This window comes from Photobacterium kagoshimensis (assembly GCF_050337045.1).
In the GTDB taxonomy this organism is placed as follows: domain Bacteria; phylum Pseudomonadota; class Gammaproteobacteria; order Enterobacterales; family Vibrionaceae; genus Photobacterium; species Photobacterium kagoshimensis.
The window spans coordinates 594,808-609,745 of record NZ_JAKJSO010000008.1 but is presented as its reverse complement, the minus strand read 5'-3'; the positions used below and the strand labels follow the sequence as shown (position 1 = coordinate 609,745).

Here is a 14,938-nt window from a genome sequence, read left to right as displayed (position 1 = left end):
CAAGGAAGAACCTTTTGCCATATTTACGGTGATTTATGTCAGTAAATATAACAAGAGGGCTATGCCGCAGGATATTGGCAAAGTGATTGTAACTTTCCCTACTGACACCTATTGGTATCTCAAGGTTGCAATCATTGAAAGGACGCAAATCGGGCGCCATGGAATGATAATAATCAACGAGGGCAAATATGACTGTCATCCGTAAAGAAGACGTGATTAGTAGTGTTGCAGATGCTTTGCAATATATTTCTTACTATCACCCACTGGATTTTGTTCAAGCATTGGAAAAAGCCTATAACAAAGAACAAAGTCAGGCAGCGAAAGATGCCATCGCGCAAATTTTAATAAACTCGCGCATGTCTGCGGAAGGTCACCGCCCAATTTGTCAGGATACAGGTATTGTTACTTGTTTCGTTAAGATCGGCATGAATGTTCAATGGGACAGCGATCTGACGGTACAAGAGATGATCGATGAAGGTGTGCGTCAAGCTTACACTAATCCAGATAACCCACTACGTGCATCGGTTGTTTCTGATCCTGCCGGTAGTCGTAAAAACACCAAAGATAATGCACCAGCTGTAGTGCACATTGATATGGTGCCAGGCAATAAAGTGGATATTCAAATCGCAGCCAAAGGCGGCGGTTCAGAAAATAAAACAAAAATGGTGATGCTGAACCCGTCTGATGATATTGCAGAGTGGGTTGAGAAAACCGTACCTCTAATGGGGGCGGGCTGGTGTCCACCGGGTATGTTGGGTATAGGTATTGGTGGTACAGCAGAAAAAGCAGCGGTACTGGCAAAAGAATCCTTAATGGAATCAATTGATATCCATGATCTACAAGCGCGTGGTGCACAAAATGCAGAAGAAGAACTGCGTTTAGACATTTATGAGCGCGTAAATAAGCTCGGCATTGGTGCACAAGGTCTTGGCGGTATGACAACAGTGATTGATGTGAAAATCAAAACTGCGCCAACCCATGCAGCCTCTAAACCTGTCTGCATGATCCCGAATTGTGCGGCTACACGCCACGTTCACTTTACCTTAGACGGCCAAGGTCCTGCAGAGCTTACGCCGCCGAAACTAGAAGATTGGCCTGAAGTGACTTGGGAAGTCGGTGATAATGTTCGTCGCGTCAATGTCGATGAGATTACCAAAGCCGATGTTCAAGAGTGGAAGTCAGGCGAGACGGTACTTTTGTCTGGTAAGATCTTAACGGGTCGCGATGCTGCACATAAGCGTATTCAAGATATGCTAGCACGTGGTGAAGATTTCCCTGTTGATTTTAACAACCGCTTTATTTACTACGTAGGCCCAGTAGATGCAGTGGGTGATGAAGTTGTAGGCCCTGCTGGCCCGACAACCTCAACGCGTATGGATAAGTTTACCGATATGATGTTAGAGCAAGCTGGCTTAACAGGCATGATAGGTAAAGCTGAACGCGGGCCAATGGCTATTGAATCTATCAAGGAAAACAAAGCCGTTTACTTGATGGCAGTCGGTGGTGCAGCTTACCTTGTAGCGAAAGCAATCAAGAAAGCACGAGTGGTTGCTTTTGAAGATCTGGGTATGGAAGCAATTTACGAGTTTGAAGTTGAGGATATGCCTGTCACCGTGGCAGTTGACTCAACCGGTAATAATGCTCACCAGACCGGCCCTGATATCTGGAAAGTGAAAATTGCTGAAATGGATGTTTAATTCTGATATCGGTTAAATAAATAAAAAGGAGCTTCGGCTCCTTTTTGCTTTTCTGTTGTTATTTTATCTTGCAGCTACGGGCTCATTTCATAAAAATCACTTGGTTTGACTCTCTTTTCCCTGTCGCCTTTCATGCCATAACTTAGCTTGTTATAAGCATAAATATCCTTTCTGTTGAACTCTGTGTCTACACTGTTTAAATGCATCCACAAAATTTTCTCGGTATTAATGTGTAATTAGTCACATTCAATAAGCCAAAAAAGGGATGTTTTCAAGCGCTAGATAGATGACTGACAGGGGTGTAGATGCCGATGATGATGGATAAGTGCGTAAGTACTCAGTCGCAGAATCTCGCTAAGCAGAGCTTCACAGTAGGTAGTTTTACAAATCAGTATGTATTGGTAAAAACGAAACAAAACATAACCCGATTTTTCACTGCAGTGACAACATGTTTATCATTAGCAGCTTGTGGTGAGAAAGAACAAGTAGTGGCAGAACCTGATTCACGGCCAGTGAAATTAATGTCAGTTTCGGTAGGCAACAAGGATACGTTTCGAACGTTTCCAGCCACGGTAGAAGCCGGCGACAAAGCCATTCTTGCGTTTCGAGTTTCAGGTGAGTTAGCCAGCATTTCTGTGAATGCAGGGGATGTTGTTAAAAAAGGCAAACAGCTTGCCATGCTCAATGTCGATGAGCTGACTCAGTTGATGAAGCAGGCCCAGGCAAACTATCAATTGGCGTTAGTGCAGTTTAACCGAGATGTGGAACTGCGAAAGACCAAGGTGATCTCCGAACTCGATTACGACACGTCTAAAGCCGCGCTTAAACAAGCTAAAGCCTCTCTCGATAAAGCAAAAGTTAACCTCAAATATGCCACATTACTCGCACCGTACGACGGTAATATTTCGTTATCTTTGATTGAAAACTATGAATTTGTGAAGGCTAAACAGCCTGTTTTGCACATTCAAAGTGCAGGGCTGATCAATGTAACGTTTCAACTGCCAGACCATCTTTTCGCCCGCTTTAAAGGCTACACCAAAGCTATTAACCCAGCTGTTACTTTTGATACCGATTTAGAGAAAAGCTACCCCGCGCAATTTAAAGAAGTGGATACAGAAGCTGACCCTAAAACCTCGAGCTATAAAGTGACCTTGTATATGGATCGTCCTAAAGGAAAAAATATCCTCCCAGGTATGTCTGGGCAGGTGCGTATCAAAATTCCTAAAGGTAACGCCGGTGCAATTCCCCAACGGGCCATTATCACAGAAGGCAACACGACTTATGTCTGGCATGTTAATGGCGATGGATTAATAAAAAAAACGGCGGTCGAGTTGGATGAAAATAATCATATAACGCAAGGTCTTCAAGACGATGATTTGATTGCTACTTCGGGAGTCGATGAGTTGGAAGATGGGCAGAAAGTGCGGGCTTGGATAAAAGAGAGGGGGTTATAACATGCAGACGTTATTACTCGTATTTTGCCTCTGTGTTTTTCTGTTGGTGGGGTGTGAAAAGTCCGCGCTAGAATCTCGCGTTATCGATCAACCGATCAAAATTACCACCGTTTCATTAGCCGACGCTGCGCCTTTATTGACGTTTCCTGCAGTGGCAGCTGCCGCGGATAAGTCTAGTTTGTCGTTTCGTATTCAAGGGGAGGTGACCAAGGTATTGGTTCGCCCTGGTGATCTTGTTAAAAAAGGCCAGCTACTTGCCGAACTAGAGCCAACGGATTACCAACTGGAAGTGGATGATGCGCTTGCAAAATACAATGTGGCAGACAGCCAGTACCGCCGCTCGGCAAAATTGGTCGATAAAGGCTATTTAGCCCAATCACAATTCGATGAATTACGTGCACAGCGCAGTATTGCCAGAGCACGATTAGATTTGGCGCGGTTGCGATTAACGTTCACTAAACTACGAGCGCCATTTTCAGGGGTGATTTCGAGAGTGCCGATAGAAGAATTTGAGAACGTTCAAGTCGGTCAGCAAGTCATGAATATCCATAGTACTAAGCGGGTGGACATTCATATTCAAGCGCCTGACATGATCTTTTCGCAACGGTCAGCGGTCGAAATTGAACGGGACCGCCCGAATGCGCGTGTCATTATGCCCGATGGGATGGAGTATCGCGCCAAGCTAAAAGAGTTTACTACCGAGCTTGATCCTGATTCAGGCACATTCTTGGTGACCCTAACCATGCCAATGCCTAGCGACCGCTTCATTCTTGATGGGATGGCGGTTGAAGTGAAGGCGGATGCACAAAAGTTGAAGATCTACCAAGCGGGTGAACCTGTCGTGCCTGTTGAAGCAATCTTTAATGAAGATGGTGATGGTATTGAGCAGGCAAATAAATTCGTGTGGGTCGTCAATGCTGACAATACCGTTACTAAACGACAAATATCGACTGACAAGATAGTGCCAGAAGGGGTGCGAATTTTTTCAGGTGTGGCAGAAGGTGAGCGGATTGTCATTGCGGGTGGTAACCGCTTACGTGATGGGCAAAGTGTGATTGTTGTTGATGAAGAGGATAACCAGCCATGAAACAAGATATCGCATCCTATTTCATCGAGAATAAAGTGATCAGCTGGATGCTGACATTGATCTTTTTGATCGGCGGCACCATGGCTTTCTTTGGTCTTGGTCGTTTAGAAGATCCTGCTTTTACCATCAAAGATGCCATGGTGGTGACAGCTTACCCCGGTGCAACCCCGCTTCAAGTTGAAGAGGAAGTAACGTACCCGATTGAAAAAGCGATCCAGCAGTTGACCTATGTGGATGAGGTCAACTCTATCTCAAGCCGTGGTTTATCGCAGATCACCGTCACGATGAAAAACAACTATGGCCCAGATGACTTACCCCAAATCTGGGATGAGTTACGTCGTAAGGTAAATGATCTCAAGCCCAGCTTGCCGCCTGGTGTTGCTGACCCATCGGTAATTGATGACTTTGGTGATGTGTTTGGGATTTTGTTAGCAATAACAGGTAATGGCTATAGCTACAAAGAACTGAATGACTACGTCGACTATCTCCGACGAGAAATTGAGCTCGTCGACGGCGTTGGTAAGGTGTCAGTGACGGGAACGCAACAAGAACAGGTCTTTATTGAAATATCACTTCAGCGCTTGAATAGCCTTGGTATTTCGCCTCAGACGATTTACGGCACCCTAGCTGCGCAAAACTTAGTCAGTAGTGCGGGTGCAGTGCGAGTCGGCGATGAATATATTCGGGTACATCCGACGGGGGAGTTCAAAAACGTTGATGAGCTAGGGGATTTAATCATCACCGAGAGTGGTGCTGAAGGGCTGATTTATTTACGTGATGTCGCCACTATTCAGCGTGGTTTTAAAGAAATCCCTTCTAACCTGATTAGCTTTAATGGCAAGCAAGCATTGAACGTGGGGATCTCGTTTGTTTCTGGGGTTAATGTGGTGAAGATCGGTGATAAAGTGAAGCGCCGTCTTGCCGAACTCAAAGAGCAGCAACCCATAGGTATTAATATCAGTGCGGTCTACAGTCAACCTACAGAGGTTGATAAATCAGTCAGTGGCTTTGTGGTCAGTTTAGGCCAAGCGGTTGCGATTGTTATTATTGTTCTGTTGTTTTTTATGGGGCTACGCTCCGGTATTTTGATCGGTTTAATCTTGTTATTGACGGTTCTGGGCACCTTTGTGTTCATGAAATGGATGGCGATTGATCTGCAGCGCATCTCATTGGGGGCTTTGGTTATCGCACTTGGGATGCTGGTGGATAATGCCATCGTGGTGGTCGAAGGGGTGCTGATAGGCATGCAAAAAGGGCGGACTCGATCGCAGGCCGCTTCTGATATTGTCACGCAAACTAAATGGCCGTTATTAGGTGCTACGGTGATCGCGGTAATGGCCTTTGCCCCGATAGGTCTGTCGCAAGACTCGACCGGTGAGTATTGTCGAACTCTATTTACTGTATTGCTTGTTTCCTTGATGCTTAGTTGGTTTACCGCAATTTCACTCACGCCCTTTTTCTGTGACATGTTCTTTAAGAGTGTCAAAATCGATGAAAACGCCGAGGATAATGATCCTTACGCGGGTAAATTTTTTGTGGTGTACAAAGCGTCACTTGAATGGTGTATGCGCCGTGCATGGCTTACGGTCATTTCACTTGTCATCATGCTAGGTGTCAGCTTATATGGGTTCACCTTACTCAAGCAGTCCTTCTTTCCGTCTTCCACCACGCCTATGTTCATGGTTGATGTGTGGCTGCCAGAAGGTACCGATATACGAGCGACCAATGCGGCGTTGAAAGAGCTGGAAGGGGCGTTACAGCAGCAAGAAGGGGTCGAGTATGTTAGCTCTAGTGCGGGGAAAGGCTCTCAGCGGTTTATGCTGACTTACACGCCTGAAAAAAGTTATGCCTCATACGGTGAGCTCATTGTTCGATTAGACTCGTTTGATGCTGTGCTGCCAAACATGGCGCAATTTAGTGAATTGCTTGATAAAGAGTTTCCACAAGTCGAGTACAAGCTTAAACAAATTATGCTTGGTCCATCCTCAGGGGCTAAAATTGAGGCGCGTCTTGTCGGCCCCGATCCAACGGTTTTGCGTAATTTAGGTAAACAGGTGGTGGATATTATGCATGCCGATCCTGGTGCGTTTAATATTCGTCATGATTGGCGTGAGCGCACTAAAGTTATTGAACCTATTTTCAATGAAAGCCAAGCACGTCGCTACGGTATTACCAAAGAAGAAGTTGATGACTTACTGCAAATGGCGTTTTCAGGCTTAACCATCGGTATTTACCGTGATGGGACTAACTTAATGCCTATTGTGGCGCGTTTGCCTGAAAAAGAGCGGGTTGATGTCTCTACCATCGAAGGCATGAAAATATGGAGCCCAGTTAACCAAGGTTATGTCCCCCTTCAGCAAGTAATGCTCGGCGTGAATATACGGTGGGAAGATCCCCTTATTGTACGGAAAGACCGTAAACGTATGCTCACAGTGATGGCTGATCCTAATCCACTTGGTGATGAAACCGCAGCGACAGTACAAGCACGGATTCAACCTATTATTGAAGGTTTAGAATACCCGCCAGGTTATTCACTGGAGTGGGGGGGAGAGTATGAATCGTCGGCTGATGCACAAGCCTCGCTATTCTCAACCATGCCTATGGGTTACCTTGTGATGTTCTTGATCACCATTTTCTTATTCAAGAAGGTTAAAGAAGCCTTGATTGTGTGGGCGACAGTACCACTGGCGGTCATCGGTGTGACTACAGGCTTATTAGCGCTGAATACGCCATTTGGTTTTATGGCGTTACTTGGCTTTTTAAGTCTATCGGGCATGCTGGTCAAAAATGGTATTGTCTTGATCGATCAGATAGAGATTGAGGTGGCCAGCGGAAAAGATATGTATAGCGCCGTAGTGGATGCGGCGGTAAGTCGGGTACGACCTGTGTGTATGGCGGCGATAACAACCGTGCTCGGGATGTTACCTTTATTACCCGATGTATTCTTTAAGCCAATGGCAGTAACTATTATGTTTGGTTTGAGCTTTGCGACTGTGCTGACTTTGATTGTGGTGCCTGTGCTTTATCGTTTGTTCCACAAAGTACCTGTTCCTGATCGTTCTGAAGCCAAGTTAGTAACGCAGAATTAATGATCTGAAGATAAAAGACGGCAATGAAAAAGGCTCCGCTTATATTCAAGCGGAGCCTTTTAATTTTTTAGTGTCAGTTTGAACTAAAAACGCTTAGCACACTTTCCATTGCATTTCTTCACCAGCCAGAATTGGCACAACTACATCGTCACCAAAGGTCATGGTCTCAGGCACTGCCCATGCTTCTTTTTGTAGTGTAATGGTATCGGTGTTACGCGGCAGGTTATAGAAGTCAGGGCCATTGAAGCTGGCAAATCCTTCGAGTTTATCCAGTGCATCGGCTTCTTCAAATACACTTGCGTAAAGCTCGATAGCAGCGTGCGCTGTGTACGAACCCGCACAGCCACAAGCTGATTCTTTACGGCCTTTAGCGTGCGGTGCTGAGTCCGTACCTAAGAAGAACTTCTTGCTGCCACTGGTTGCCGCTTCAATCAAGGCTTGCTGATGGGTGTTGCGTTTTAGAATTGGCAAGCAAAAGAAGTGAGGGCGAATACCGCCAACCAACATGTGGTTACGGTTAAACATCAGGTGGTGAGCAGTAATGGTAGCCGCAACGTTCGGGCCTGCATTTTTTACAAATTCTACTGCGTCAGCTGTAGTGATGTGCTCAAGAACAATTTTCAGTTCTGGTAGCATCTCAACGATTGGGCCTAATACGTTATCTAGGAAGGCTTTCTCACGGTCAAAAATGTCGACATCGTGCGTTGTTACTTCGCCGTGGATCAACAATGGCATGCCCACTTCTTGCATTGCTTTGAATGTTGGCAGCAGTTTTTCTACTGAAGTCACACCTGAATCTGAATTGGTTGTTGCACCAGCAGGGTAAAGTTTAGCAGCGTAAACATGGCCAGTGGCTTTTGCTTTGCGGATTTCTTCAGGAGTGGTGTTGTCGGTTAGGTAGATAACCATAAGAGGGGAGAAATTGCCTTGAGGACCTTCAGCAAGAATACGTTCACGGTAAGATAATGCTGCATCGGTGTCCGTTACTGGTGGGATCAAATTTGGCATTATGATCGCGCGTCCCATATAACGGCTGATGTCGCGAACAGTATCTTTTAGTACGTCGCCATCGCGTAAATGCACATGCCAATCATCGGGGCGTGTGATAGTCAAAGTCGTCATAGTCGCTTACCTCCCAAAAAATTTGCCCGATTCTAAAAGTATAACTTAATGATGTAAAGGTGAATTCTTCGTCAAATTGGGCAACTGCTGAATTAAAGCGCAATCGTTTGCTGTCAAGGGCTGAAAAAGGCCAGTGTATTCACTGGCCTAAAGATAACGCCTTAATCTATTTACCTAATCCGCATTACACCTTAAAGCGATGCACCAAACTATTTTGCTGGTGGGCCAACTGATCGAGCTTACTGCTTGCTTCTGCGACTTCTTCCATTGACGCGAAGTTAGCATCAGCAATATGACTGATATCTTCAAGGCTGCGGGCGATACTGCCTGTGGTGCTACGTTGCTCTTGTGCGGCGTGGGCAATGTGTTCACTCATTTCGCTGATATCTAAAATAATGGCTTGGATTTCTTCCATTGCACCATTGGCGTCTGAAGCTTGGCTGATACTGTTGTCCATCTCAGTCACACAGCTCTGCATCATGGTAACGGCTTGGCCTGAACTGCTTTGTAGGCTCTGAATCATAGATTCAATTTCCGCGGTAGAGTCTGTAGTACGTTTTGCTAGAACGCGTACTTCATCGGCAACCACGGCAAACCCACGACCTTGATCGCCTGCACGTGCAGCTTCAATTGCAGCATTCAAGGCGAGTAGGTTAGTTTGATCGGCGATGTTGCGAATAACATCCAAAATCGAGCCTATATTGCTGCTCATTTCTTGCAGTTTTCCAACTGCACTTACCGATTCATCTAAGCGCGATGAAAGTTGGTGAGCCGTGTTGATGTTACGGCTCATCACTTCACGGCCAGTATCGGCCGCTTTACTGACTTCAATTACCCGTTCCATCGAACTTTGCGCACTGCGTGATACATCCGCCACGGACTGCTCCATTTCTGTCATTGCAGTTGCAACAGAGCCTGTTTGCTGGCGTTGCTCATTAAGACGGTTTTTCGCTGAGGCGGTTGTTGTTTGATTTTCTGTTGCAACGTTAGTGAGATCTTCTGATGCTGTACCTATCTCACCGAGAATTTCCTGTAAGTTACCCGCGAGGGTATTGATATGGCTGCTGAGCTTTTGGAACTCAATAAAGTGATTATCTTCAATGCGTTGAGTCATATCGCCATCGGTTAATGCTTCCAATGTTTTTAGGGTTGAACGCAGCGGTTTCCGCACACTTTGTGCTAATACCCAGCCGATAAAGATAGCAAATGCGGTGGCACATAAACCGATAAGCACTGCGTTACGTAGGCCTTGGTTATAGGCTGTTTCCGCTTTAGCGATCGCACCATCCATCATGCTATCGGCTTGTGTTTGGAAGGTATTGAGCAAGTTGACGGCGTCATCTATTTCAGTTGCTAGCACTAAAATGTTGTCGTAGAGACGTTTTTTTGCATCTACATAGTCATGGTGAGTAGCGAGGATACCGCCACTTTGACCAATATCGCGGGTATATTGCGCGATGGCTTCGTCAAAATTTTGTTTTAGTGCGGGTAATTGTGTTGATAGGCCACGGTATGCATCGTTTAAATGGCTGATGTGACGTCTATTTTGTTTCATTGCTTTACTGATGGCGTCAATATCTTCTACCGCAAGTGCGTCAGAGGTGATGGTCTCTGTTTGTTCTAATTTGATGAAATAGCTCTTGGCCATCATCTTAATAGTAAAGCTATCTTGATCGTCAATGTACTCCTTCATCTTTACGCTGAGTTGCGGGTAAAGTTGCTGGAATCGACGTGCCATGCGCTGACGCTCTGCTTGAGCAACAAGTTGAGCGCGATAGTTCGCCATCGCTTTATTCGCTTCGGTGAAGTAGCGTTGCTCTAAATTCAGTAGTTGGTCAGTTTGCTCACGGAGCCTTGGGTGCTTTTGCACTTCATTAATCAGTGATGTTTGCGTTGCCAAATAGGTATTGTGTGCTTCGGTGAAGCTTGCTTGATAGGTTGCCATGCGATCAAGGTTTTGACTGGTGAGATAGTCTTTGAAAATTTTGTCTGCAGCGAGTAAGCGAACGCTCGCTTGGCTAGCGGTGGAAACAAGCGGTAAAGATTCTGAAGTTACAGCTTCTAGTTGGGCATGGATGCGGTTAGTCCCTTGTAGCATCAATGTCACAGTTACAATAAATAGCACCACCATTACAGCAAATCCCGCATACATTCGGCGTATGACAGAGGTTTGTCTTTTATTCTTCATAATATCCCTAAAATAGTCACTCAAAGCATACTTTGGTGAAATTGTATGCAATATAAGAAATGCGTTTGACTGCTGAGTCTGACTTCTTTTTTAACTGGTGTATCGACAATCGAAATAGCTAAGTGTTTGTTATGTACTATGTTTGACTGTAACACCTGTATCGGAGTCTTAATGTTAAGCTTGATACTAATTGAGTTCTTAATACACATACTTTGAACTGCGCTGCAAAAAAAGAGTCACAGAATGCAATATTCACTGGAAATGATGTTTAAAACGGTGTTCAATATTGCTCTGGACGCTGGAGTCGAGCATACTCCCTGTGATGTAATCTTTTGAAATGGAGCATGACATGGCCGAAGAAACGATCTTCAGTAAAATTATTCGCAAGGAAATCCCTGCAGATGTCCTTTATCAAGACGAGATGGTGACAGCTTTTCGTGACATTAACCCGCGCGCGCCAAGTCATATTCTGATTATTCCGAATAAGCTGCTACCAACAGTGAATGATGTAGAAGCTGATGATGAAGCAATGATGGGGCGTTTATTTACCGTTGCACGTAAATTAGCGGAAGATGAAGGCATCGCCGAGAACGGTTACCGTTTGATTGTTAACTGTAACCCACATGGCGGCCAAGAGGTTTACCATATCCACATGCATTTGGTCGGTGGTCGTCCACTTGGTCCTATGCTTGTTGGCTAATTGAAACCAGAGGAGTGACGATGTGCAAGCACGGGTCGCTCCTCGCTATTACTATGTTGTTGGTAGTTTGCCAGCTTAATGGATGAAGGTTTATAAATTTCATGCTGAAAAAAGTCGCAACGGTATTGTTATCTTTGACATTAGCGGCCTGCGCTAACTTATCTGCTCAGGGATTGTTTAGCCATTACAGCGCTGCTATGAACCCAAGCCATACGGCTTTAGAGCAGGGGCAATACGAAGCTGCGATTGAATCATTGCCAACCGCGCCAGCAGGCCCAATTCTTGATGGCATGGAGCAAGGGCGTACCCGCTTTGTTGCTCAACAATTCCCTGCTAGTTTTTCTGCTTTTCAGAGCACAGATGCTGCCGTAAAAGAACAACAAAGTAAGGCTATTATTCAAGTTTCTGAAGGCTTTAACCAAGCAGGGGCAATATTAACAAACGATAATATGATCACCTACCAGCCGACTGATTATGAGTTGGGATTTTTGCATCTTTACCTTGCGCTTAACTATGTTCAACAGCGTAAGTTAGAAGGCGCTTTGGTTGAAGTTCGTCGTGCCAATATGGTGCAAGAGACAGCGCGTAAAATACGAGAGAAAGAGCTTGCGAGTGCTGAAAAAGCGGTTAAACAGAAAGGCATCAGTGACAATATTGGCGCAGTATTAGCGCGCTATCCTGATGCGGGCACAACGTTAAGTGCGGTACAAAATGGTTACTTATTTTTCTTATCGGGTGTGCTGTACGAAGCAGATGGCGATTTAAATGGCGCATATATCGACTTCAAACGTGCATTAGCGGTTGCGCCAGATAATATTTACGTTGCACAAACGGTACTCCGTTTGGCGACACGCTTACAGATGCGTGATGATCTTCAAACACTCGAAGCGCGCTATGGTAAATATCAACGACCCGCTGCTAGCGAAGGACGCGTCATTATTTTTGACGAACAAGGTGTTGTTGCTGCGCGGGATAACTGGCGCTTACCGCTTTACCTTTATGATAGTCGTGGTCAAGGGGCTATCTATAACCTAGCACTGCCATACTATCGCAATGTGACTATACCAAGGTTATCACCACTTAAATTGGCTAATAAGCCTTTGAATAGTGAACAAGTTGCTAATGTTAATAGTATGGCGCAACAGAGTTTATCGGAAAGTTTACCTGCGATTGTGGTTCGTCAAGCATTGCGCGTAGTAGCAAAAGATGAAGTAAGACGTACAGCGGCAAAAAATGGTGATGATGTCGGCAACGTACTGGCTAATATTTTTAATACACTCACAGAGCAACCCGATACGCGCAGTTGGCAGACCTTGCCTGCTGCCATCAATATTTATCAAGATGACGTCAAAGCGGGAACGCAGACGTTAAGTTGGAATGGGCAACAGTTGGATGTTGAAGTGAAAGCAGGACGCACAACCATGGTTTGGGTGTCACGCCAAGGCAATCAAGTCAGCTGGTGGTCGGTATTACTAGGAGCGAATTAATGAGAGCACTATCCGTATTGTTATTTGCCTTGATGCTGTCGGCGTGTGCGCCACGAACATCTGGGATTAGTATAGAAAGTAGTAATCAAAATGTGGTGATTGGTAATTCATCGTTAGCCAGCAAACTAACGATTGAAAAAGCGATGATCACTAATGTTAATGGGCTGATGAAAGCAGCAGTACCTGTGACCAGTCAGTCAGAAAATGATCTCCAACTTCAATATCGTATCTATTGGTATGATGCACAAGGCCTTGAGCTGGAGGGCAGTGATGCACCTTGGCGCCAATTTGTGATTCATGGTAAAGACTCGATGACACTCCAAGCGGTAGCAACTAATGCTAACGCGAAGCAGTACCGAATTTATATTCGCCGCGCTAATTATTAATTGATTATTTAAAAGGTAAGAAGATGAAAAAAGGCCTAATCGCTGTACTAAGTTTAGCTGTGTTGCTTGGCGGCTGTGCTCAAAAAGTTAGTTACGGTGACGCTCAAGAAGCGGAAACAACCACGATTGAATTTGGTTCTACGGATCTACAGAAAATTGCGGTAGAAATGACAGATAGCATGTTAGCGTCTGGCTCTGTTGCTTACATTACTGCGAATGGTAAGCGTCCTATCATTGTGGTTGATAGCGTTAAAAATAAAACCAGTGAGCACATTGATACTGAGTCTGTAACGGATTCAATCAGCACGCGTCTACTTAATTCTGGTAAGTTCCGTTTTGTTGACATGACACGTGTTGAAGCGGTGCGTAAGCAACTTAACTTCCAAAATAACGACGAGCTTGTAAATCAAAGCACTGCAATTCAATTCGGCCAAATGGTTGGTGCGCAATACATGCTTTATGGCAACCTAGCAAGCATCGTTAAGCAAAACGGTAGTGACAAAGACGTTTACTACAAAATGACGATGCGTTTGATGGACCTTAAAACCGGCCTGATTGAGTGGGCGGATGAAACTGAAATTCGTAAGCAAGAAGCAAAAACACTCTTTGGCATGTAATTAGCTCGGCTAATTTTTGATCCAATAAATAACGCCAATGAACTTTCATTGGCGTTTTTTTTGAAAAATATACGACGAGACTGCGCTCGAGAGGGGGGATGTCATTTATGTTCATCTTGAATATGACGTTTCTGATTACGGCTGAAGTGTCGTTATGAGTCGACATAATGAATAAATATGACACGCTAATAGCAAGTACAACGCAAGAGATGATAGAGCACCATCTAGGTGAAAAAATAGTCCGTGTAATGCCGTTGCAAGGTGGATTAAGTAACCGTTGTATGTTGCTAGAGTTTGTGACTTTTTCTGCAGTTTGGCGCCCTGTTGCAAAAGCATCAGAGGCATTTGCGGTTTCTCGGCTACACGAGTCGCAAGTGTTAAGACAATTAAGGCAACAAGCGTTTGCACCTAATGTGCTGTTACTCTCTGATGAGGGGCTACTTGTTGAGTGGTTGGCGGGTGAGGTGCACCAGACACCAGCTGAACTTCATGCCATCATGGCATTACAAGCGAAGATCCACCAATGTGCAGCGCCCTTGCATACTTTGGACATCCATGACAAAGCACTGCAGTACTGGAACGCCATAGCCCCTGTTGATAAGCAAGCTGACTTAACGATGCTATTTGATGGTTTTCAACAAACGCCATTGCCTTATTCTTTTGCTCTCACTTGCTGCCATTTTGATTTGGGCTATTACAACATTATTCGTTGTGACGATCAGATGGATGCCGTTATTGATTGGGAGTATGCCGCAGCAGGTGATCCGTCGTTAGATTTGGCGATGACCATCCAAGCGAATGGCTATGAGTGTGAGGAAGCGGTTAGGGCATATTGTCTTGCGCGTGGCGATGAAAATATCGAGCAATGGCAAAATGCCGTTATTGCGTGGCAGCCTTGGTGTGATTATCTGACAATGCTGTGGTACTTTGCAGGCGCGCAGGTATGGCAAGATGAGAGTTACCGTAGCCAAGGTAAAAAGCTATTAAATCAATTGCTTTTATTAAGGTAGAAGCACCATAGATGAATGAAGTTACAAGGAATGTAATTTCTATTGATGCTAGCGGTCTATATTGATCATTAAAGGTGCGACATACGTACCTTCAATATTGA

Annotated in this window: 11 protein-coding genes; 9 read left to right on the top strand and 2 right to left on the bottom strand. The window is 45.0% G+C overall.

Annotated elements, in window-relative coordinates; genetic code table 11:
• The first annotated feature begins 188 nt into the window (after positions 1–188).
• From L4C35_RS03285 to L4C35_RS03270, 4 genes are all read left to right on the top strand, one after another.
• The gene (locus L4C35_RS03285) at positions 189–1,697 is read left to right on the top strand and encodes a fumarate hydratase (RefSeq protein WP_428461530.1); all 1,509 of its coding nucleotides are present in this window, start codon (positions 189–191) and stop codon (positions 1,695–1,697) included.
• Positions 1,698–2,116: 419 nt separating this feature from the next.
• Positions 2,117–3,151, top strand: coding sequence for an efflux RND transporter periplasmic adaptor subunit (locus tag L4C35_RS03280; protein ID WP_428461560.1), 1,035 nt, complete (start codon positions 2,117–2,119; stop codon positions 3,149–3,151).
• A gap of 1 nt (position 3,152) precedes the next feature.
• Positions 3,153–4,238 (top strand): efflux RND transporter periplasmic adaptor subunit, encoded by a 1,086-nt coding sequence (locus tag L4C35_RS03275; protein ID WP_428461529.1) that lies wholly within the window; start codon positions 3,153–3,155, stop codon positions 4,236–4,238.
• Positions 4,235–7,327 (top strand): efflux RND transporter permease subunit, encoded by a 3,093-nt coding sequence (locus tag L4C35_RS03270; RefSeq protein ID WP_428461528.1) that lies wholly within the window; start codon positions 4,235–4,237, stop codon positions 7,325–7,327. Before L4C35_RS03275 ends, L4C35_RS03270 begins: the two co-directional genes overlap by 4 nt.
• Positions 7,328–7,420: 93 nt before the next feature.
• Here the strand turns inward: L4C35_RS03270 and pyrC are convergent, their stop codons facing one another.
• Together pyrC and L4C35_RS03260 are read right to left on the bottom strand one after the other, a co-directional pair.
• Positions 7,421–8,449 carry a dihydroorotase gene (gene pyrC, locus L4C35_RS03265; protein WP_428461527.1) on the bottom strand — a complete coding sequence of 343 codons (1,029 nt, stop codon included), beginning with the start codon at positions 8,447–8,449 and terminating at the stop codon, positions 7,421–7,423.
• A 184-nt stretch (positions 8,450–8,633) separates the two neighbouring features.
• On the bottom strand, positions 8,634–10,637 hold the full coding sequence (locus tag L4C35_RS03260; protein WP_428461526.1) for a methyl-accepting chemotaxis protein: 2,004 nt from the start codon (positions 10,635–10,637) through the stop codon (positions 8,634–8,636).
• Between the two features lie 349 nt (positions 10,638–10,986).
• Here L4C35_RS03260 and hinT point away from each other — a divergent pair, with 349 nt between their 5' ends.
• From hinT to L4C35_RS03235, 5 genes are all read left to right on the top strand, one after another.
• Positions 10,987–11,337: a purine nucleoside phosphoramidase gene (gene hinT, locus L4C35_RS03255; RefSeq protein ID WP_048897086.1), complete on the top strand. Its 351-nt coding sequence runs from the start codon at positions 10,987–10,989 to the stop codon at positions 11,335–11,337.
• A 101-nt stretch (positions 11,338–11,438) separates the two neighbouring features.
• Complete coding sequence (locus L4C35_RS03250) at positions 11,439–12,824, top strand: COG3014 family protein (RefSeq protein ID WP_428461525.1); 1,386 nt, start codon at positions 11,439–11,441, stop codon at positions 12,822–12,824.
• A complete protein-coding gene (locus L4C35_RS03245; protein ID WP_428461524.1) occupies positions 12,824–13,210 on the top strand; it encodes a YcfL family putative periplasmic lipoprotein in 387 nt (128 codons plus the stop codon). Before L4C35_RS03250 ends, L4C35_RS03245 begins: the two co-directional genes overlap by 1 nt.
• A 23-nt stretch (positions 13,211–13,233) precedes the next feature.
• Positions 13,234–13,827, top strand: coding sequence for a penicillin-binding protein activator LpoB (gene lpoB / locus L4C35_RS03240; RefSeq protein ID WP_428461523.1), 594 nt, complete (start codon positions 13,234–13,236; stop codon positions 13,825–13,827).
• A gap of 167 nt (positions 13,828–13,994) precedes the next feature.
• A complete protein-coding gene (locus L4C35_RS03235; RefSeq protein ID WP_428461522.1) occupies positions 13,995–14,837 on the top strand; it encodes a phosphotransferase in 843 nt (280 codons plus the stop codon).
• The last annotated feature ends 101 nt before the right edge of the window (positions 14,838–14,938 follow it).